A 19240-nucleotide genomic window follows, 5' to 3' on the forward strand; every position below is an offset into this window, starting at 1 on the left:
AACCGCACCGTCTTCGAGCGCGTCTACCTCAACGAGTTCGGCGAGGCCAACGACAGCGACCTCCGACCACCGTTCAACACCCTCGTCGCCGCACACCACGCCACCAACAGCAAACGCCCCAACCCGAAGGCTGAGGCGTCCACTGTCGCTTCCTTGACCGACCTGCTCGCTCGTTCCCGCGTAAACGTTCACACGGTTTCGAGTAAGGCGATCATGGCGGAGGATAGGGGATTCGAACCCCTGAGAGCTTTCACTCAACCCGCTTTCCAAGCGAGCGCACTAGGCCACTATGCGAATCCTCCGCAGGCGAGCCTACACGGGTGACCTGCGGGTGCGCTGCGGCAGGGGCGTCCGTTAGAGTGGCGGCAGCCCCTCGCGTGGCGGCACCTCACTCAACTCCCCCAGGGCAGGAATGCAGCAAGGGTCGGTGGGCTCTGCCGGGTACGCGAGGGGTCCTTAGTTCCCGACCAGACGCAGGATGATGGCTTGGGGCTGCGATCACTACCCCAAGGCATCATCCTGCGTCCTTGGGCTTACGGCATCGCCTCCAGGACGCCGTGGTCGGCGACAGTCGCGGCGAGGCGGGCGCGATGCTCCGCGCCGTCGCCGAGCCAGTGGTCGAGGGCGGTCAGCCGGCTCGTGTAGTGGCCGACCGAGTACTCCGCCGTCACACCGATGCCGCCGTGCAGCTGGATCGCCTCCTGGCCGATATGACGGCTCGTGCGGCTGACGATCGCCTTCGCCCGCGACGCCGCCTCCGAGGCCCGCTCCGGCTCGTCGGCCAGCACCAGCGTCGCCCAGGTGACCGTGCTGCGCGCCAACTCCAGCGACACGTACATGTCGGCCGCGCGGAAGGTGAGCGCCTGGAAGGTGTTCAGCGGGACGCCGAACTGCTTGCGCGTCTTCACATACTCCGACGTCGTCGCCAGCGCGACCTCCATCGCGCCGATGGCCTCGTGGCAATAGGCGATCCGGGCCGCCGCGAGCGCCCGCTCCAACGCCTCGGAGGCGTCGCCCTCGCCCAGCCGCGTCGCCGGGGTCGCGGCGAACTCGACCCGCGCCGCCCGTCCGCCGTCGTGCGTCCGATAGTCCGTACGGGTCAACCCCTCGGCGTCACCGGCCACCAGATACAGCTCGACCCCCTCGCCCGTCGGCACGCTCACCACCAACTCGTCGGCGTGCGCGCCGAACAGCACCGGCTCCTTCACGCCGGTCAGCGTCACCGCGTCGCCACTGGTCGAGGCGACCACCGGGTCGCCCGCGTCGAGCAGCGCCGGGATCACCAGCGACTCGCCCGCCGACAGTCGGCCCAGCACGTCGGCGCGCTGCGCGTCCGAGCCCGCCGCCGCGACCAGACCGCCGGCCAGCACGACCGACTCGACGAACGGCTCCGGCGCCAGCACGCGGCCGAACTCCTCAGCCACCACCGCGACCTCCGCCGGGCCCGCGCCCGACCCGCCGTCGTCCTCGGCGAACGGCAGGCCCAGCACGCCCAGCTCGGCGAGCTTGCCCCACAGGCCGTCGGCCAGACCCGACTCCGCGTTCACGACCGCGCGGCGGTCCTCGCTCGACGGGTACGCCGACCCCAGCACGCCCCGCACCGCGTCACGCAGCGCCAACGTCTCACTGTCATAGGCGAAATCCATGATCGGTCCTCACAGTCCCAAGATCGTGCCGGAGATGATCTGCCGCTGAACCTCGTTGGATCCGCCGTAGATCGTGACTTTGCGCGTGTTCAGATACGTCGGCGTCGCCACCCGCGCCCACTCCGGCGCGGCCGAGCCGTCCCCCGCGCCCGAGGCGAGCGACCACGGGCCGGCCAGGTCGACGACCAACTCGGTGACCGCCTGGTTCAACTCCGAGCCGCGCAGCTTCAACACCGACGACGCCGGATGCGGCTTGCCGCCCTCGGAGTGGCCCGCCACCCGCAGCACCGTCAACTCCAACGCCAGCAGCTCGTTCTCCAACTCCGCCACCCGCGTGGCCAAGATCGGATCGGAGGCCAGCCGGTCGCCCGCGAGCTCCTTGGCCTGCGCCAGCGCGCGCTTGCTCGACCCGACCGACGCGATGCCGACGCGCTCGTTGCCGAGCAGGAACTTCGCGTACGTCCAGCCCTTGTTCTCCTCGCCGACGAGGTTCTCGGCCGGGACGCGCACGTCCTCGAAGAACACCTCGTTGACCTCGAAGCCGCCGTCGATCAGCTCGATCGGACGCACGGTCAAGCCCGGCGAGGTCATGTCGATGAGCAGCATCGAGATGCCCGTCTGCTTCTTGACCGTCGGGTCGGTGCGGACCAGCGTGAAGATCCAGTCGCCGTACTGGCCGAGGGTCGTCCAGGTCTTCTGGCCATTGACGACGTACTCGTCGCCCTCGCGCACGGCGGCGGTGCGCAGCGAGGCGAGGTCGGAGCCGGCGTCGGGCTCGGAGAAGCCCTGCGACCACCAGATGTCGAGATTCGCCGTGGCGGGCAGGAAGCGCTCCTTCATCTCCTGCGAGGCGAAGGTCGCCAGGACGGGGCCGATCATGCTCGCGTTGAACGGCAGCGGTTGCGGGACGGCAGCCAGTTGCATCTCCTCATGCCAGAGATGGCGCTGCAGCTGGGTCCAGTCGCGGCCGCCCCACTCGACCGGCCAACCGGGCACCGCCAGACCCGCCGCGTTCAACACCTGTTGCGACTCGACGACGTCGTCGCGGGTCAACTCCTGGCGCGCGCGGACTTTGGCCCGCAGCCGCTCGGGCACCTGGGTGGTGAAGAACTCCCGCATCTCGTCGCGGAAACGGGCGTCCTCCTCGGACAGTCGCAGCTTCATCGGACCTCCAGAGTCGTGTCTGAAGCGACGCTAACCCCGGGGCGGCTCACTCACGGGGCGTGCGGCGCGACCGGCGGCGCAGCGGTCCGACGAGGCGGGGTCCGGCGAGCCGTCGTTCCACCCGTCGGGCCTCGCGCCACAGGGGTTGGGCGATGTACTCGCCGAAGATCGCTCCCGCCGCCAGCGACAGCGCGACGGTGGCGGCGGCGATCAGCCCGATCACGCCGTTCACGTCGTCGGCGGCCAACAGCGACAAAGCTCGATAAATCGACAAACCGGGCAGCAGGGGGACGATGCCCGCCACGATCACGACCAGCGGCGGCACGCGCAGCCACGCCGACAGCCGGTAACTCACCAGGCCGATCATCACCGCGGCCGCGCCGGTCGTCGCGGCTCGGTCGACCCCGTGATGGGACAGCCAGAACGCCAACGAGGCCGCCGTCGCGCCGACCAGGCCGATGGGCGCGAGCACCCGCTTCGGCGAATAGGCGGTGAAGGCGAAGCCCGCCGCCGCGACCGCCGCGCCGCCGGCGACCTGCGGCAGCCCCGCCCACCCGGACGCCCCCGGCACCACATAGATCTCGACGCCCATCGCCGAGCCCGCCGCGAGGCCGGCCGCCACGCCGACGATGATGCCCGCCGTCGCGATCAACACCTCCAGCACGCGGGCGTTGGCCGTGACGTAGAAGCCGGTCAGCGCGTCCTGGATCGCGCCGATGAAGCCGAGCCCGGCGAGCAGCATGACGATGCACGACGTCACCACCACCGACGGGCTCACCGGCACCTCGAGCGCCCGCAGCACCACGGCGAACAGGGTCGCCAGGAAGCCGCCGGCCACCTGCGCGTAGAACGACGGCAAGCGCAACCGGTCCATGCGCCGCTGCAGGATCTCGATCGACGCGCCGGAGACGGCCGCCGTCGCCAGCACGATCCCCGTGCCGCCGAGCAGCAGCGCGACGCCCGCGGCCGTGACGCCCGAGCCCAGCGTGATCGCCCACCGTGGGCGCGGGTGCCCCGACGACGCGATGCGGGCAATCTGCGCCTCTGCCTCGTCCCGGTCGATCTGATCGGCGAGGAAGGCCCGCACCGTGTGGTCGACCGCCGTCAGATCGGCGAAGTCGGTCTCGCGGTGGACGATGCGCCGGTTGAGCACCATGACCGGCTCCTCGGGACCGGCCCGGTGGCCGACGGCGAGGCTGGTGAAGGTCACGTCGACGTCGACCTGCCGCAGCCCGGCGTGACGGGCGATGTTCTCCATCGTCGCGGTGACGTCGGCCGCGCCCGCTCCGTTGGACAGCAGCAGCTCCCCGACCTGCAGAGCCAGGTCGAGCGTCTGGTGCCGGTCGCTCGCGTCACGCATCCCCCAATTGTGGGCGACTATGCTCGAGCGCATGTCAGAGTGGGTGGCCGACGTCCTCGGCGAGGGGTACCTCCATCGCACGCTCGCCCTCGGCGACGACCCCGACGACGAGGGCGAGATCGTCGCGACGCTCGTCAAGGCCGATCCGCCGCCCGAGGCCCACCACGCCTTCCTGTGGGTCCACGGTTTCAGCGACTACTTCTTCCAGACCGAGCTGGCCGAGTTCATGACCGTGCGCGGCTACGCCTTCTACGCCCTCGACCTGCGCAAGTGCGGCCGTTCGCGCCGCCCCGGCCAGACGCCCCACTTCACCTCCGACCTGCGCCACTACGACGCCGAGCTGAACCGGTCGCTGGCGATCGTCGAGGAGGAGACCCGCGGGCTGCCGGTCGTGCTCGGCGCCCACTCGACCGGCGGGCTGGTGCTGTCGCTGTGGCTGCACCGCATGCGCTCGACCGGCGGCTCGCATGCGGGCAGCGTCGACGGCCTGGTGCTCGACAGCCCCTGGTTCGACCTGCAGGGGGCGCCGTGGATGCGCTCGATCGGCACGCAGGCGGTCCGCGGCGTCGCGCACGTCAAGCCCTATCGAAAGCTGAACCTGCCGAAGACGTCGGTGTACGGCAAGAGCCTGCACAAGGACTTCGGCGGCGAGTGGGACTACGACCTGGAGTGGAAGCCGCTCGGCGGCTGCGCGGTGACCTACGGCTGGCTCAACGCCATCCGTCGCGGCCACGCGCGGCTGCACCGCGGCCTCGACGTCGGCGTGCCGTCGCTGGTGCTGCGCTCGGACAAGACGTGGTTCGGGTCGCGGCGGCTGCCCCAGGCCGACATCAGCGACGTCGTGCTCGACGCCCGGCAGATCGGCCGCTGGGTCGGCTGCCTCGGCGGCGCGGTGACGTCGCTGCCGATCGCCGACGCCCGCCACGACGTCTTCTTGTCGAGGCAGCCCGCCCGCGAGGCCGCCTACGCCGCCGTCGACCGCTGGCTGGACAGCTGGATCCCCCGCTGAGACGCACGATGACGAGCCGGGGAGGAAAGCGGGACTGTCGGAGGGCGTCGTTAGGCTGACCGGGTGGACGCCCCCCTCGCTCTGTACCGCCGGTACCGGCCCGAGACCTTCGCGGAGGTCATCGGGCAGGAGCACGTCACCGACCCGCTGCGGCACGCGCTGGCGAACAACCGGGTCAACCACGCCTACCTGTTCAGCGGGCCGCGCGGCTGCGGCAAGACCACCAGCGCCCGCATCCTCGCCCGCGCGCTCAACTGCGAGGCCGCTCCTGTCTCCGACCCGTGCGGCGAGTGCCAGTCCTGCCGCGACCTCGCACGCGGCGGCCCCGGCAGCGTCGACGTCATCGAGATCGACGCGGCCAGCCACGGCGGCGTCGACGACGCCCGCGACCTGCGCGAGCGCGCCTTCTTCTCGCCGGTCAGCAGCCGCTACAAGGTCTACATCATCGACGAGGCGCACATGGTCAGCCCGCAGGGCTTCAACGCCTTGCTCAAGCTGGTCGAGGAGCCGCCGCCGCACCTGAAGTTCATCTTCGCGACCACCGAGCCCGACAAGGTCATCGGCACGATCCGCTCGCGCACCCACCACTACCCGTTCCGTCTGGTACCGCCGAAGACCCTCGGCGACTATCTGAACCAACTGTGCGCGAGTGAGAACGTCCGGCTCGACCCGGCAGCCCTGCCGCTCGTCGTGCGCGCGGGCGGCGGCTCGGTGCGCGACACCCTCAGCGTGCTCGACCAGTTGATCGCCGGAGCCGGCGACGACGGCGTCACCTACGCGCTCGCCGTGGCACTGCTCGGCTACACGCCCGACGCGCTGCTCGACGAGGCGGTCGACGCCTTCGCCGCGAGCGACGGCGCGACGGCCTTCGGCGTGGTCGACAAAGTCATCGAGTCCGGGCAGGACCCCCGCCGCTTCGCCGAAGACCTGTTGCAGCGGCTCCGCGATCTTGTCGTGCTGCGCGCGGTGCCGCAGGCGGTGGAGGTCGGGCTGCTCGACGTGCCCGCCGACCGCGCCGAGCGGCTGAACGCCCAGGCGCACGCCGTCGGGCCAGCGGAACTGGTGCGCATGGCCGATCTCGTCGACGCCGCGCTGACCGAGTTCCGCGGGGCCACCGCGCCGCGTCTGCTGTTGGAACTGCTGTGCGCCCGCATCCTCGTGCCCGGCGCGGACTCCTCGGGGCTCGCGGCCCGGCTCGACCGGATCGAACGACGCCTCGACGCCAGCGGCGGGTCGGCTCCGGCGGAGGCGGCCCCCGCTCCCGCAGCCCCGGCGCCCGCCGCTCCCGCGCCGCGACCGGAACCGACACCGGAGCCCGCTGCCGAGCCACAGCCGGAACCCGCTCCGGCCCCCCAGCCAGCCCCCGCGCCCGCGGGCCAGTTGAGCGTGGTCGACGTGCGCCGCCTCTGGCCGCAGATCCTCGACGACGTGCAGAACCTGCGCCGGTTCGCCTGGATCCTGCTCAGCCAGAACGCCCAGGTCGCCGGACTGGAAGGCGACGTGCTCACCGTCGCGCTGGTCAACCAGGGCGCCCGCGACTCCTTCCACCAGAGCCGGTCCGACGAGGCGCTGCAGCAAGCCTTGAAGAGCCGTCTCGGCGTGAGCTGGCGGATCGAGTCGATCATCGACACCGCCCTCGGCCACCGCGACGAGCCCACGCCGCCCGAGCCGGTCCGCGAGGAGCCCGCGCCGGTACGCCGCTCGGCGCCGGTGCCCGACCACGTGCGTGAGGCCATGGCCCGGCCCGCGCAAGCCGCCGAACGCGTCGACCCCGACGCCGCCGCCGACCCCTCCGACCCCGTGGTCGAGGAGAACATCGAGAACGTCGAGGAGCTGCTCGCCCGCGAGCTCGGCGCCGAGGTCATCGATGACGGCGGACCCGAGCCGCGCTGAGTCGGTCAGCCGGGTCCGGCTCGACCTCGACGCCTCGCCCACCGAGGTGGCCCGGCGGCTGCGCGGCCGCGACCGGCTCGTCGCGCTCGTCGGCGCCTGGCACCACGGCGAGGCGCTGATCGCCGTCGACCCCGACCGCGTGCTGGGCCCCGACGACGACCCCTTCGACGTCGGCGTCGACCCCGCGCCCGCCGACGGCGGCTTCGGCGGCGGCTGGCTCGGCGTGTGGGGCTACCGGCTCGGACGACGGCTGGAGGAGTTGGGCGAGGAGCCACCACGACCGCACGCCCAGCCCGACCATGTGCTCGCCCACTACCGCCACGTGCTGCGCCGCGTCGGTGGCGTGTGGTGGGCCGAGTCCCTTGACGACCCTGCCGCGCTCGACGCCTGGCTGGCCGAGATCGGCCCCGACCTCGACCGGCCCGCCGCCCCCCGCGCCTACACGCTCACGCCCTTCGCTCCCACGCCCGACGGACCTGGCCACGAGGCCGCCGTCGGACGGATCCTCGACCGCATCGCGGCGGGCGACATCTTCCAGGCGAACCTCTGTCTGCGGTTGGAGGCCGGTTTCGAGGGCGATCCGCTCGACGTGTTCTGCGCGGGGGTCGAGGCGCTGTCGCCCGCCTACGCCGGATACGTGTCCTGGCCGGGCGGCGCGGTGGCGAGCCTGTCGCCGGAGCTGTTCCTGCGGCGCACCGGCCACGAGGTGCTGACCTCGCCGATCAAGGGCACCGCCCCGCTCGACTCCGATCCGGCCGAGCTGGTCGGGTCGGCCAAGGACCGCGCCGAGAACGTGATGATCGTCGACCTGATGCGCAACGACCTCGGCCGCGTCTGCCAGCCGGGGTCGGTGCGGGTGCCCGCGATGGTCCGCGCCGAGCGGCACGCCGTCTGGCATCTGGTCTCCGACGTGGTCGGGCATCTGCGTCCCGGTCTCACCGACGCCGACCTGTTGCGCGCGACCTTCCCGCCCGGCTCGGTCACCGGGGCGCCGAAGGTGCGGGCGATGCAGTTGATCGCCGAGCACGAGGCGACCGCCCGTGAGGCGTACACCGGCGCGCTCGGCCACCTCAGCCCGCACGCGGGGCTGGAGTTGAACGTGCTCATCCGCACCTTCGAGTTCGCCACGACAGCTGACGGGACCGGCACAGCCTGGCTCGGCGTCGGCGGCGGCATCGTCGCCGACTCCACCCCCGAGAAAGAGCTCGCCGAGTGCCTGGTCAAGGCCTCCCCCCTCCTGAAGGCCATCAACGCCACGCTCGCGAGAGACTTTTGCCCCCACGATGAGAGAGTTCCGCCCCCGTCGCGAGAGACTTCCGCCCCCGTCGCGAGAGACTTCCGACCCCGCCGCGCCGTTTTCGACACTGTTCTCGTCGTCGACGGACGGCCGGTCGACCTCGACGCGCACCTGGCCCGACTCGACGCCAGCGTCCGCACGCTCTACGGCGCCACGGTCCGCGCCGGGCTGGAGGCGGCGATCCACCGCAAGGTCCGTGGGCTCGTCGGACGTCACCGGCTCCGAGTCGACGCCCTCCCCGACGGCGACGACGTGCGCGTGGAGCTGACCGCAGCCCCGCTGCGCCCCGAGCCGGATGCCTGGCAGCTCGACGTCCAGGTGGTCCCCGGCGGCTGGGGCGCGCACAAGTGGGCCGACCGCGACCCGCTCGGCCCCCACACCCCCGGACGCGACCGACTCCTGGTCGACGAGGACGGCGCGGTGTTGGAGACCGCGCGCGGCTCGCTCTTCCTCGTCGCCGACGACGGCGTCCACACCCCTCCGCTCGACGGCCGCATCCTGCCCGGCACCGAACGCGCGCGCGTGATCGAACGGCTGCGGCTCCTCGGCATCCCCGTCCATCAGCACCGGCTCACCACCGCCGACCTCGCCGCCGCGCACGAGGTCTTCGTGACGAACGCGTTGCGCGGCGTGGTGCCGGCGACCGCCGCTCCGGGCGTCGGCGCGTGGCCCGTCGGAGCGGTCGCCGAACGGCTGCGCCGCGACGAGCCGCCCGCCGATCCCCGACCCCCGCGTCGCCCCACCGAGTCGCGGGTGCTGTTCATCGACAACTACGACTCCTTCGTCTACAACCTCGTGCAGTACGTGGGCGAGTTGGGGGCGCGGGCCGAGGTGGTGCGCCACGACGCGGACGCCGACGCGTTGGTCCGCCGCTGCGAGGCGGGCGAGTTCACCCATCTGATCGTGTCGCCCGGCCCGGGCAGTCCCGCCGAGGCCGGAGTGAGCGCCGAGCTGGTCCGGCGGGTCGGACCGGTCCTGCCGACGCTCGGCGTCTGCCTCGGCCATCAGGTGATCGGCGAGGTCTACGGCGCACACGTCGTCCGGGCGCCCCAGGTGGTGCACGGCAAGCCGTCGCTGATCCACCACGCCGGAACCGGCGTGTTCGCCGGCCTGCCCAGCCCGCTGACCTGCGCCCGCTATCACTCGCTCGTGATCGACCCCGCCACGATCAGCCCGGAACTGGAGGTCACCGCGCGCACCGCCTCCGGCGTGGTGATGGGGGTGCGGCATCGGACTCATCCCGTGTGGGGCGTGCAGATGCATCCGGAATCGATTCTGACCCACCGTGGGCACGACATGCTCGCGAACTTTCTGGCCTGGCAGACGTGAATATCGCGTCGATGATCGCCGAAAGGCTCACGGAACCACACGCTATCGTGCTTCTCGACGGTCGTTCCGGCACGGGCAAGTCCCACCTCGCCGATGAGGTCGTCGTGCTCGTCCACGAGGCCCGACTCGTCCGCATGGACGACCTCTACCCCGGCTGGGACGGGCTCGACGCGGCGATCCAGGCCGTCGCCCACGACCTGTTGGCCCCGCTCGCGGCCGGTCGGCCCGGACGCTGGCGCGCCTATGACTGGCACGCCGCACGCCTGACCGACTGGCACACCGTGGAGCCAGGAGCGCCGCTGCTGATCGAGGGAGTCGGATCGCTGTCGCGGCTCAGCGCCCCGTCGGCCACCTGGCGCGTGTGGTTGGAGGCCGAGGAGCGGGTGCGCCGCGAGCGCGCCCTGTCCCGCTCACTCGACGGCGCGCTGTTCGCCCCGCAGTGGGACCGCTGGGCCGCCCAGGAGGACGCCTTCATCGCCGCCCACGACTCGGCCCGCCTCGCCGACCTGGTGGCCGACACCGGCTGTCGGTCGTAAGCCGTACCCTGGGAGGCGTGTACGACGGCGTGATCCAGGACCTCATCGACGAGCTCGGACGACTTCCGGGCATCGGTCCCAAGAGCGCCCAACGCATCGCCTTCCACATCCTCGACGCCCCGGTCGACGACGTCCGCCGCCTGGCCGAGTCGCTGACCGAGGTCAAGCAGAAGGTGCACGTCTGCGCGGTCTGCTGCGTGATGACCACCGACGCCGAGTGCCGTATCTGCTCCGACCCCCGCCGCGACCCGTCGGTGCTGTGCGTGGTCGAGGAGAGCAAAGACGTCGTGGCCATCGAGCGCACCCGTGAGTTCCGGGGCCGCTATCACGTGTTAGGCGGCGCGATCAGCCCGATCGACGGCGTCGGCCCCGACCAGCTGCACATCAAGGAGTTGCTGACTCGGTTGAACGATCCGACGATCACCGAGGTCATCATCGCCACCGACCCGAACCTCGAGGGCGAGGCGACGGCCACCTATCTGATCCGCACGCTGTCGACGCTCGGCATCACCGTCAGCAAGCTCGCGAGCGGCCTGCCGATGGGCGGCGACCTCGAGTACGCCGACGAGCTCACCCTCGGCCGCGCCTTCGAGGGCCGCGTCGCCGCCCTCCACGCGACGCCCGCGCCTGTCTGATTCCTTGTGCGACGTCAGATCTCCGTCGTACGTTCGTCATAAAGCGAAACCCCGGCGATGTGGCCGAGGCCAGTGATCGTTCCGGGGTCTTCGTAGAACACCTTACCGGAACCCGGACTTCAACGCCATGGACGAACACAACAGGAATCAAGCGAACACCCACGACCCTGCCACGCTCCGACGCCTTCTCACTCCTGAACGTCTCGACTCCTACCTACGATGGAGTCACGGTGACCTTCCCGCCGCGATCAGTCTCTACGAATGGAACATGACGGCCTCGGCGGCGATCCTGAAAACCACGGGCATGGTCGAGGTCATCGTGCGCAATGCCATGGATCGCGCTCTTCAAGATCTGGAGCGGAAACGGTCGTGGTCGTCATGGTTGATCGACGCACCCCTGGACCGACGAGGACTCGACGATCTGCGCACAGCACGTGATCGCGCCACACGCTTCGGCCGCCACTCCGCGTCACACGGCAAAGTCGTGGCGGAATTGACGCTGGGCTTCTGGCGCTATCTCGCGGCCTCCCGCTACCTCACCTCGCTCTGGACCCCAGCGCTCCATCGCGCGTTCCCCGGCGGCCCCTCTGACAAACTCACTCGGCAACGGCACGTCGACCGTCACCTGAAAAACCTGCTCCTCGTCCGCAACCGTGCGGCACACGGAGAACCCATCCACCGGCGCGATCTTCTGAAGGACCAAGCCTCCGCCATCAGTCTGGCCACGTGGGTGGACGCGACCGCCGGGCGATGGGTCGCAGACCTGTCACCCGTCCAGCACGTCATGGCACGCAAGCCCGTCCCACCGTCAGCCCGATGAACCGGTCACCTGAACGGCGGAATCGCCACGGAACGCGGCCGGATCGCATAGGTCACCCTCAACGACGGGCCGGTAGCATGGGCCGAGCGCCCGGACCGGGCATGTTTCGGGAGATCAAGGGACTTTCATGGGAATCGTCGTGCAGAAGTACGGCGGCTCGTCGGTGGCGGACGCCGCCAGCGTCAAGCGAGTCGCGCAACGCATCGTCGCGACCAAGAAGGCCGGCCACGACGTCGTCGTGGTGGTCTCGGCGATGGGCGACACGACCGACGACCTGATCGACCTCGCCAACGAGGTCTCCCCGGTCCCCCCGGCGCGCGAGCTCGACATGCTGCTGACCGCCGGCGAGCGCATCTCGATGGCCGTCCTGGCGATGGCGATCGGCAATCTCGGCTTCGAGGCCCGCTCGTTCACCGGCTCGCAGGCGGGCGTCATCACCGACGCCGACCACGGCCGCGCGAAGATCATCGACGTCACCCCGGGCCGTATCGAGCAGGCGCTCGGCGAGGGCGCCATCGCCATCGTCGCGGGCTTCCAGGGCGTCTCGCAGAACACCAAGGACATCACCACGCTGGGCCGCGGCGGCTCCGACACGACCGCCGTCGCGCTGGCCGCCGCGCTGAACGCCGAGGTCTGCGAGATCTACTCCGACGTCGACGGCGTGTTCACCGCCGACCCCCGCATCGTGCCGACCGCGCGCCGCATCCCGCAGATCTCCTACGAGGACTGCCTGGAGATGGCCGCGAACGGGGCGAAGATCCTGCACCTGCGCTGCGTCGAGTACGCGCGCCGCAACAACCTGCCCATCCACGTGCGCTCGTCGTTCTCCACCAAAGAGGGCACCTGGGTGCTCCCCGCCGAGTCAGTTCAGAAGGATCCCGCCATGGAAGCCGCGATCATCACCGGAGTCGCCCACGACCGGAGCGAGGCCAAGATCACCGTCGTGGGGGTGGCCGACAAGGTCGGGTACGCCGCGTCGGTGTTCACCACGCTCGCCGACGCCTCGATCAACATCGACATGATCGTGCAGAACATCTCGGCGGCCGCGACGGGCCTGACCGACATCTCCTTCACCCTGCCGCGCGCCGACGGCGCCCGCGCGATGGAGGCGCTGACGAAGGCGAAGGGCGAGATCGGCTTCGAGAGCCTGCAGTACGACGACTCGGTCGGCAAGGTGTCGGTGGTCGGCGCGGGCATGCGCAACGAGCCGGGCATCACCGCGACCTTCTTCCGCGCGCTGGCCGACGCGGGCGTGAACATCGAGATGATCTCGACCTCGGAGATCCGCATCTCGGTGGTGACCGCCGAGAGCCAGGTCGACGACGCGGTGCGCGCCGCGCACAATGCGTACGGTCTGGGCGCCGACGACGTCGAGGCCGTGGTGTACGGAGGGACCGGACGATGACTTCCATTGGAATCGTGGGCGCGACCGGCCAGGTCGGCGTCGCCATGCGTCAGATCCTCGCCGAGCGGGACTTCCCCGCCGACGAAGTGCGTTTCTTCGCCTCCAGCCGCTCGGCGGGCACGGTGCTGCCGTACCGTGATCAGGAGATCGTCGTCGAGGACGCCTCGACGGCCGATCCGTCGGGCCTCGACATCGCGCTGTTCTCGGCGGGCGCGACGCTGAGCCGCGCGCAGGCGCCCCGGTTCGCCGAGGCGGGCGTGACGGTCGTTGATAACTCCTCGGCGTTCCGCAAGGACCCGTCGATCCCGCTGGTGGTCAGCGAGGTCAACCCGCACGACATCCCGGCCGGCGACGGCCCGGGCGGTCGCGGCATCATCGCCAACCCGAACTGCACCACGATGGCCGCGATGCCGGTGCTCAAGCCGCTGCACGACGCGGCGGGCCTGGTGAAGCTGGTCGTCAGCTCGTATCAGGCGGTCTCGGGCTCGGGCGTGGCCGGCGTGCAGGAGTTGCACGGCCAGGCGCAGGCGGTCGTCGCCGACGCCGACCAGCTCGCCTACGACGGCTCGGCGCTGACCTTCCCCGACCCGGTGAAGTACGTCGCGCCGATCGCGTTCAACGTGGTGCCGCTGGCCGGTTCCATCGTCGACGACGGCTCCCTCGAGACCGACGAGGAGCAGAAGCTCCGCAACGAGAGCCGCAAGATCCTCGGCCTGCCCGACCTGCGAGTGGCGGGCACCTGCGTGCGCGTTCCGGTCTTCACAGGCCATTCGCTGTCGATCCACGCCGAGTTCGGCTCCGACCTCACCCCCGAGCAGGCGACCGCGATCCTGTCGTCCGCGCCGGGCGTCCAACTGGTCGACGTGCCGACGCCGCTCCAGGCGGCCGGGAACGACCCGAGCCTCGTCGGCCGGATCCGTCAGGACCAGAGCGTCGAGGGGAACCGCGGCCTGGTGCTGTTCGTCAGCGGCGACAACCTCCGCAAGGGCGCCGCGCTGAACACAGTGCAGATCGCCGAGCTGCTGGTCGGCTGACATGACGGTGGTCGTCCGCGCTCGGACGGCGGCGGACGCGGGCGGCTTACTGGCCGCGCTCCGCCCCGTCCATGAGCGGGACGGCTACCCGCTGTACGCCACCCACCTGACGACCGGCTGGCTCTACGACGGCATCACCGACGCCTGGGTGGCGGCCGACGGTGATCGTCTCCTCGGCCATATCGCGCTCGCCCACGACGAACGGGGCTCCCACGTGACGCGCTTCTTCGTCGCCGTCGACGCGCGCGGCTCCGGCGCGGGCTCGGCGCTCCTCTCGACCGTCGAGGCGTGGGCCGACGAGCGAGCGGTCGAGCTGACCCTCGACGTCGTGGAGCACAACACCGACGCCCGAGCCCTCTACGAACGCCACGGATGGCGACATGTCGACACCGTCACCGCGACCTGGGTCCGCGAGGAGCCGCCGTGGCCGCAGGCCTTCGTCTACCGCCGCGACGCTCAGTCGCGCTCGACCAGCGCCAGCTCCTCGTCGCCCCAGCCGATGACCGAGCCGGCGGGCAACGCCATCGCGGAGTCCTCGGGCGTGGCATAGCAACGTGCCATGTTGGCCAGACCTCCGGCGCCCCAGCCCTCGGCGTCGCGCACGGCCCGGCCGACGACCGCCTCCTGCTCCTCGGAGTCCATCAGGAGCGCGAGGGCGTCCTCGCAAACGGCGTCGAGCTTCTCCTGGACCTCGTCGGTGAGCGGCGAGCCGCTGTCGCTCGCGGCCAGCTCCTCCTCGTCGAGCACGGCGGTCGCGTCGAAGGCGGCCAGGTACTCGCCGTCGTGGGTGGACGCGCAGGGGGCGTCGGCCGGCCGACCGGCGGCGTCGAACATCAGGCAGAGGCGGTCGGCGACCGGGAAGTCCTGGGTGAGCCACAGCGCCGTCTGCGATCCGGTGACCGGCTCGACCGGCTCCTCGGCAGGGGTGCTGGAGGCCTCGGTGAACCGGTTGACGCAGGCGAGCACCGGCTGTTCGGTCCACCCTTCGGCCGGGATCGCCGCATACGGCGCCTGAGTGCGGGCGAGGGGGGCGAACTGCAGCGAGCGCAAGTCGGCGCCGTCGAGTTCGGTGTCGCTGTCGAGACCCAGGGCGCCCTGCAGGGCGATGTCGCAGTAGGCCCGCGCGAACGAGGCGAAGGTGATCTGCGTGGGCTCGGCGCGTTCGCCCTCCAGCGCGGCCCGCAGCAGCTCCTGATCGTCCTCGGTCGCCGTCGTGCCGGCGATGTACTGGCCGGGGACGTCCTGGACCGCGAGCACCTCGTAGATGTGGGGCCGCCCGCAGTCGACGATGGCCTCCTCGGTGATCTCGGTGTCGCCCAGGACCGTCGCGTCGCCTTGCGCCTCCAGGCACGCCCCCGGCATGAGGTCGCTGACGACGCCGGTGGGCGTGGCGCGCGGCTTCGTCCCGGCGTCGCCGCCGCACGCGGTCATAGCGAGGGCGAGGGTGGCGGTCACAGTCACGGTGAGCAGGCGTCGCACGGGGGTCCTCATCGTCGGCGGGTCTGTCGTTCAAGCGTACGTGGCGCGATGGCGTCAGGGCGCCGAGAGGCTGGACTCGGCGTCCTCCTCGGCGGCCCAGGCCACGGCATGCGCGCCGAGGTGCGCGGCGAGGCTGAGCGCCGGGACGATCAGCAGCGCCCAACGGCCCTCAGCCGCCGACGGCAGGAAGACGAGCAGCAGCAGGACCGTCAGCAGCGCGCCGAGTCCGGCGACGACGCCCGGGCTCGGATAGCCGAACCAGCGGAGCAGCACACGTCCGGCGATCGCGCCGAGGACGGCGAGCAGCGTGAAGGCGAGCACGCCCCAGGCCCCGCCGGAGCGGACGCCGAAGATCTGGCTGAACGCCGCGAGCACGCCCGCTCCGAGGGCGACCACGAGCAGGCCGACCATGATCGACGTGGCGACGACGGAGCGGATATCGGGCCACATAGGCAGCCGTAGGGCGGCCACGCGTCGGGCCAGCGTCACGGAGCCTCGTCCGGCAGCCGCCGAGCCCCGGCGGACGAGCCGCCAGGCCTGACCGTCGCGCACGTTCGCGGCGAGCCGCCAGTCGTCGAACACGTCACGGGCGGTGCGCCGCACGACGACGGGCGCCTGGGACTGCGACTCGGGAACGCCGACGGCCGTCGACTCGCCCTCCTTCTTCGCGGCGGGTGCGGCGGCCTTCGCCTTCGCCGGTTTCGCGGGCTTGGCGGACTTGACTGTCGTGGAGGGCGACGGCTTGCGCGACGGCCGGTTGATCGTGACGGCCCGCCCGGTGTGCGGATTGATGACCGTCCGCACGCCCGGAGCCGTCTCACCGGCCTTCTTCGCGACCTTCCGCACAACCTTCTTCGGCGGCCCCGCCTGCTCGTCCTTCACACCGTCCAGTGTGGCACAGCGCACGCGGGCAGGCACCTGTTCAAGCCGCCTCACTGACGTCCCCTTCACGACAGCCCGCGAATTGCCGACCGCGACCGCCGGACGATGCGGCGCACTGGTCGAGTCCGGCAGTTCTGGAGTTCAGGTGGCGGCAGTTCTGGAGTTTGAATGGCGGCAGTTCTGGAGTTCAGCCGTAGGATGAGCTGGTGAACAACATGGGCCGCCTAGTTCCACGGCGCATCTACGACATCACCGTGGAGCGCCAACAGGAGAGTCCCGTCGTGCTGCTGGAAGGGCCCCGTGCCGTCGGCAAGTCGACGCTCCTGCGCCAGTTGGCCGACCATCTCGGAGGTCGACTCCTCGATTTGGATGACCTCGACACACGCACAGCAGTCACGCGTGACCCGGCGACCATGATCGACGGTGACGGGCCGGTCCTGATCGACGAGTACCAGCACGCCCCGGTGGTGCTCGATGCGATCAAGGCCCGACTAAACGTCTCCAGTCGACCCGGGCAGTTCATCCTCACCGGATCGGCTCGTCACGAAGCCTTGCCTCGCGCGGCGCAGGCGCTGACCGGCCGACTTCAGCGCCTCCCGATCCTCCCCCTCGCCCACAGCGAACTCATGGGAACTCGACCCGACCTGGTGCGTCGACTGCTCGACACATCAGCTGGCACAAGCCCCGCCCATCCCTCCACCACAAGCCGCGAGGGCTATGTCAGCATCGTCGAGCGTGGCGGGTTCCCCATCGCGCTCGCGGCGCCCTCCCACCGTGCTCGCTGGCGGTGGATCGACGACTACGTGCGCCTGACCCTGGAGCGAGACGTCCAGGCGCTCTCCAAGCTCCGCCAGGCCCACGCCCTGCCACTCGTCTTGGAGAAGGCGGCCGGGCAGACCGCACAGATCCTCAACGTCTCTCGTCTGGCCGAGGCTGCGAGCATTGACGCCAAGACCGCCCGCGACTACCTCCGGCTGCTCGAAGCGGTCTTCCTTCTCAGGCTCGTGCCGCCGTGGGACCGCACCCTCACCGCTCGCACAAACGCTCGCCCGAAAGTGCACATGCTCGACACAGGAGTCTCGGCCCGCCTCCTACGACTGACGCCCGAAAAACTCGGGCGCCGAGACCCGGTGGCGATGACTGAGTTCGGGCACCTGCTGGAGTCCTTCGCCGTCGGCGAACTCCTCAAGGAAGTCAGCTGGACCGAGGAGATCGCGGGGTTCGGCCACTGGCGCACTCGGGACGACCTCGAAGTCGATCTCGTGTTGGAGACCGAGGACGGGGGCGTCATCGGCTTCGAGGTCAAAGCCGCAACCCGAGTCGCGGGCAACGACTTCGCCGGCCTCCGCAGGCTCCGGGAGCTCCTGGGCGACTCCTTCCTCGCGGGAGTGGCCCTCTACACCGGGGCGCGCAGCTACACCTACGAAGACCGCCTGCACGTCATGCCGATCGACTGCCTTTGGAGCGAGGCGGCGCGATGAGGCACCAGAGGCACGAACGGTCGTGACTGTGCCCCCAGCATGCGGATTCACCAACGTGGTGCGCGCCGCCACCCGGCTTCTTCGCGACCTTCCGCACAGCTTTCTTCGACTGCTCCGACATCCATGTCCTTCAAGCCATACCAGCGTGGCACAGCACACGCGAGCACTCAGAGCGGCCGCAAGCCTCCCAACGCCTCAGAGTCAACTAGAAGTACTCATAGAACTTAGTAACACCGATAATATTCCAGTCACCCGTTTCCTCATCCCTGTCAATATAGAAATTTACTTGACGACCAGAAAGTCCCTCCTCCCCTTCGCCATGCGGAATGGTGTAACTCCAGTGACTCGCCTCACCACTCAGATCATTAAATGCTGAATGCGCTTCCGAAAGTAAGCCCCATCTTAGAATCTCAGCAGATCTAAAATGGCATTTCGGTTGAATGAAGTAAAACTCACGCGCAATTTCCGCAAAAGAAATATGGAGCGAAGTCGATACCGGATCCGAAAATGAATGATCAGGATATATTTTAAATTCCGGTTCATCCAATGAGGAAGCAGATGTGAAAAAATGCGCTTCCTTCTGTGCAATCTCTCGATAAAAAAGCCGCCGATCAGGCGCCAACACCTAATTGAGCGAGTCGTGTTCTCTCTTGCCATGATACCCCGTCACAAGTACCATATCGGTCGGGTGGTACTGCAGAATTGTCATGAACTCGTCCACCACGGCAGCGGCTTCGGGGTCCCGACAAGCGTTGACGTCCTCCACCAGAACGGCGCGTTCAACCCACCCAGTCGCATCGTTAGCGGAGACCTCGACCCATCGGCCGCTCTCATCCGTCTCGTGACGACCGGTGAAGGTGATGCCGTCGGCACCGCGCTCGAGTTCGGCAAGAACCTCTCCGGCTCCTCCCGGTTCCGACCGTAACTCGACAGTGAGATCTTTGTCTTCGTCTTGCCATGCATAGGGTGCGGCAACTCGGTACGTGGTTTTGCCTGCGGCCCCTTCCGATTCGTTCTTTTCCGCTTGTCCCGAGCTGCTTCCACACCCTGTCAACGCCAGCAACACCACCACGACAATGTAACCAGCCGAGCGCCTCATTCGGCTATTCATATCCATCAACTCCTTCACGGACGCACGAATAAGGGCTCTTCCGATTTAGGGGTGTAGGAGTCTTGGTTTGAATCCTCCGGTCTCGAGGAGGCTGCGGGCGATGTAGTTGGTGAGGTTGCGGAAGCCGAGGGCGGAGCCTCGTAGGTGTTCGAGGCGGCC

General features: G+C 69.8%; 17 protein-coding genes, 1 tRNA gene and 1 other RNA gene. 11 read left to right on the forward strand and 8 right to left on the reverse strand.

The features are described 5' to 3' along the window. Positions 1-214: 214 nt before the first annotated feature. Positions 215-302 (reverse strand) — tRNA-Ser (locus QM621_RS03050). Between the two features lie 62 nt (positions 303-364). On the opposite strand from QM621_RS03050, the gene ffs reads away from it, so the two are divergent. Further along, an RNA gene (ffs, locus tag QM621_RS03055) (signal recognition particle sRNA small type) lies at positions 365-461 on the forward strand. A 72-nt stretch (positions 462-533) separates the two neighbouring features. Here the strand turns inward: ffs and QM621_RS03060 are convergent. From QM621_RS03060 to QM621_RS03070, 3 genes are read right to left on the reverse strand one after another with little or no spacing between them, the layout of a single operon-like run. After that, positions 534-1646, reverse strand: a complete 1113-nt coding sequence (locus QM621_RS03060; protein WP_414988881.1) for an acyl-CoA dehydrogenase family protein — start codon at positions 1644-1646, stop codon at positions 534-536. A 9-nt stretch (positions 1647-1655) separates the two neighbouring features. Then, positions 1656-2810: an acyl-CoA dehydrogenase family protein gene (locus QM621_RS03065; protein ID WP_414988882.1), complete on the reverse strand. Its 1155-nt coding sequence runs from the start codon at positions 2808-2810 to the stop codon at positions 1656-1658. Positions 2811-2856: 46 nt separating this feature from the next. After that, a complete protein-coding gene (locus tag QM621_RS03070) occupies positions 2857-4170 on the reverse strand; it encodes a threonine/serine ThrE exporter family protein (protein ID WP_414988883.1) in 1314 nt (437 codons plus the stop codon). Between the two features lie 31 nt (positions 4171-4201). Between QM621_RS03070 and QM621_RS03075 the strand changes: the two genes are divergently transcribed. From QM621_RS03075 to QM621_RS03115, 9 genes are all read left to right on the forward strand, one after another. Next, the gene (locus QM621_RS03075) at positions 4202-5179 is read left to right on the forward strand and encodes an alpha/beta hydrolase (protein WP_414988884.1); all 978 of its coding nucleotides are present in this window, start codon (positions 4202-4204) and stop codon (positions 5177-5179) included. A gap of 63 nt (positions 5180-5242) precedes the next feature. Beyond that, entirely contained in the window at positions 5243-7072 is a 1830-nt protein-coding gene (locus tag QM621_RS03080) for a DNA polymerase III subunit gamma and tau (protein WP_414988885.1), read from the forward strand. Continuing rightward, entirely contained in the window at positions 7047-9698 is a 2652-nt protein-coding gene (locus QM621_RS03085; RefSeq protein WP_414988886.1) for a chorismate-binding protein, read from the forward strand. The genes QM621_RS03080 and QM621_RS03085 overlap by 26 nt, the downstream gene beginning before the upstream one ends. Positions 9699-9709: 11 nt before the next feature. Next, positions 9710-10234, forward strand: a complete 525-nt coding sequence (locus QM621_RS03090) for a 4-amino-4-deoxy-L-arabinose transferase (protein WP_414988896.1) — start codon at positions 9710-9712, stop codon at positions 10232-10234. A 17-nt stretch (positions 10235-10251) separates the two neighbouring features. Continuing rightward, positions 10252-10869 (forward strand): recombination mediator RecR, encoded by a 618-nt coding sequence (recR, locus tag QM621_RS03095; RefSeq protein WP_414988887.1) that lies wholly within the window; start codon positions 10252-10254, stop codon positions 10867-10869. A gap of 268 nt (positions 10870-11137) precedes the next feature. After that, positions 11138-11689: a hypothetical protein gene (locus QM621_RS03100; protein WP_414988888.1), complete on the forward strand. Its 552-nt coding sequence runs from the start codon at positions 11138-11140 to the stop codon at positions 11687-11689. Between the two features lie 127 nt (positions 11690-11816). Beyond that, complete coding sequence (locus tag QM621_RS03105; protein WP_414988889.1) at positions 11817-13094, forward strand: aspartate kinase; 1278 nt, start codon at positions 11817-11819, stop codon at positions 13092-13094. Further along, positions 13091-14128, forward strand: a complete 1038-nt coding sequence (locus QM621_RS03110) for an aspartate-semialdehyde dehydrogenase (RefSeq protein WP_414988890.1) — start codon at positions 13091-13093, stop codon at positions 14126-14128. Before QM621_RS03105 ends, QM621_RS03110 begins: the two co-directional genes overlap by 4 nt. Position 14129: 1 nt before the next feature. Next, the gene (locus QM621_RS03115; RefSeq protein ID WP_414988891.1) at positions 14130-14678 is read left to right on the forward strand and encodes a GNAT family N-acetyltransferase; all 549 of its coding nucleotides are present in this window, start codon (positions 14130-14132) and stop codon (positions 14676-14678) included. Here QM621_RS03115 and QM621_RS03120 read toward each other — a convergent pair. Both QM621_RS03120 and QM621_RS03125 read right to left on the reverse strand, forming a co-directional pair. After that, positions 14585-15619, reverse strand: coding sequence for a hypothetical protein (locus QM621_RS03120; RefSeq protein WP_414988892.1), 1035 nt, complete (start codon positions 15617-15619; stop codon positions 14585-14587). The genes QM621_RS03115 and QM621_RS03120 overlap by 94 nt on opposite strands. Before the next feature lie 42 nt (positions 15620-15661). Next, positions 15662-16489 (reverse strand): hypothetical protein, encoded by an 828-nt coding sequence (locus tag QM621_RS03125; protein ID WP_414988893.1) that lies wholly within the window; start codon positions 16487-16489, stop codon positions 15662-15664. Between the two features lie 215 nt (positions 16490-16704). On the opposite strand from QM621_RS03125, the gene QM621_RS03130 reads away from it, so the two are divergent. After that, positions 16705-17970, forward strand: a complete 1266-nt coding sequence (locus tag QM621_RS03130) for an ATP-binding protein (RefSeq protein ID WP_414988897.1) — start codon at positions 16705-16707, stop codon at positions 17968-17970. A 205-nt stretch (positions 17971-18175) separates the two neighbouring features. On the opposite strand, the gene QM621_RS03135 is transcribed toward QM621_RS03130, so the two are convergent. Beyond that, the gene (locus QM621_RS03135; RefSeq protein ID WP_414988894.1) at positions 18176-18595 is read right to left on the reverse strand and encodes a hypothetical protein; all 420 of its coding nucleotides are present in this window, start codon (positions 18593-18595) and stop codon (positions 18176-18178) included. Then, positions 18596-19099: a hypothetical protein gene (locus QM621_RS03140; protein WP_414988895.1), complete on the reverse strand. Its 504-nt coding sequence runs from the start codon at positions 19097-19099 to the stop codon at positions 18596-18598. Positions 19100-19240 lie beyond the last annotated feature (141 nt).

The organism is Aeromicrobium sp. (assembly GCF_047606445.1).
GTDB lineage: Bacteria > Actinomycetota > Actinomycetes > Propionibacteriales > Nocardioidaceae > Aeromicrobium.

Bases quoted from the DNA above. Each gene is read 5' to 3' on its own strand.
- QM621_RS03060 (WP_414988881.1), bottom strand. From the start codon at position 1,646: ATGGATTTCGCCTATGACAGTGAGACGTTGGCGCTGCGTGACGCGGTG.
- QM621_RS03065 (WP_414988882.1), bottom strand. From the start codon at position 2,810: ATGAAGCTGCGACTGTCCGAGGAGGACGCCCGTTTCCGCGACGAGATG.
- QM621_RS03070 (WP_414988883.1), bottom strand. From the start codon at position 4,170: ATGCGTGACGCGAGCGACCGGCACCAGACGCTCGACCTGGCTCTGCAG.
- QM621_RS03075 (WP_414988884.1), top strand. From the start codon at position 4,202: ATGTCAGAGTGGGTGGCCGACGTCCTCGGCGAGGGGTACCTCCATCGC.
- QM621_RS03085 (WP_414988886.1), top strand. From the start codon at position 7,047: ATGACGGCGGACCCGAGCCGCGCTGAGTCGGTCAGCCGGGTCCGGCTC.
- QM621_RS03090 (WP_414988896.1), top strand. From the start codon at position 9,710: ATGATCGCCGAAAGGCTCACGGAACCACACGCTATCGTGCTTCTCGAC.
- QM621_RS03100 (WP_414988888.1), top strand. From the start codon at position 11,138: ATGACGGCCTCGGCGGCGATCCTGAAAACCACGGGCATGGTCGAGGTC.
- QM621_RS03105 (WP_414988889.1), top strand. From the start codon at position 11,817: ATGGGAATCGTCGTGCAGAAGTACGGCGGCTCGTCGGTGGCGGACGCC.
- QM621_RS03110 (WP_414988890.1), top strand. From the start codon at position 13,091: ATGACTTCCATTGGAATCGTGGGCGCGACCGGCCAGGTCGGCGTCGCC.
- QM621_RS03115 (WP_414988891.1), top strand. From the start codon at position 14,130: ATGACGGTGGTCGTCCGCGCTCGGACGGCGGCGGACGCGGGCGGCTTA.
- QM621_RS03120 (WP_414988892.1), bottom strand. From the start codon at position 15,619: ATGAGGACCCCCGTGCGACGCCTGCTCACCGTGACTGTGACCGCCACC.
- QM621_RS03130 (WP_414988897.1), top strand. From the start codon at position 16,705: ATGGGCCGCCTAGTTCCACGGCGCATCTACGACATCACCGTGGAGCGC.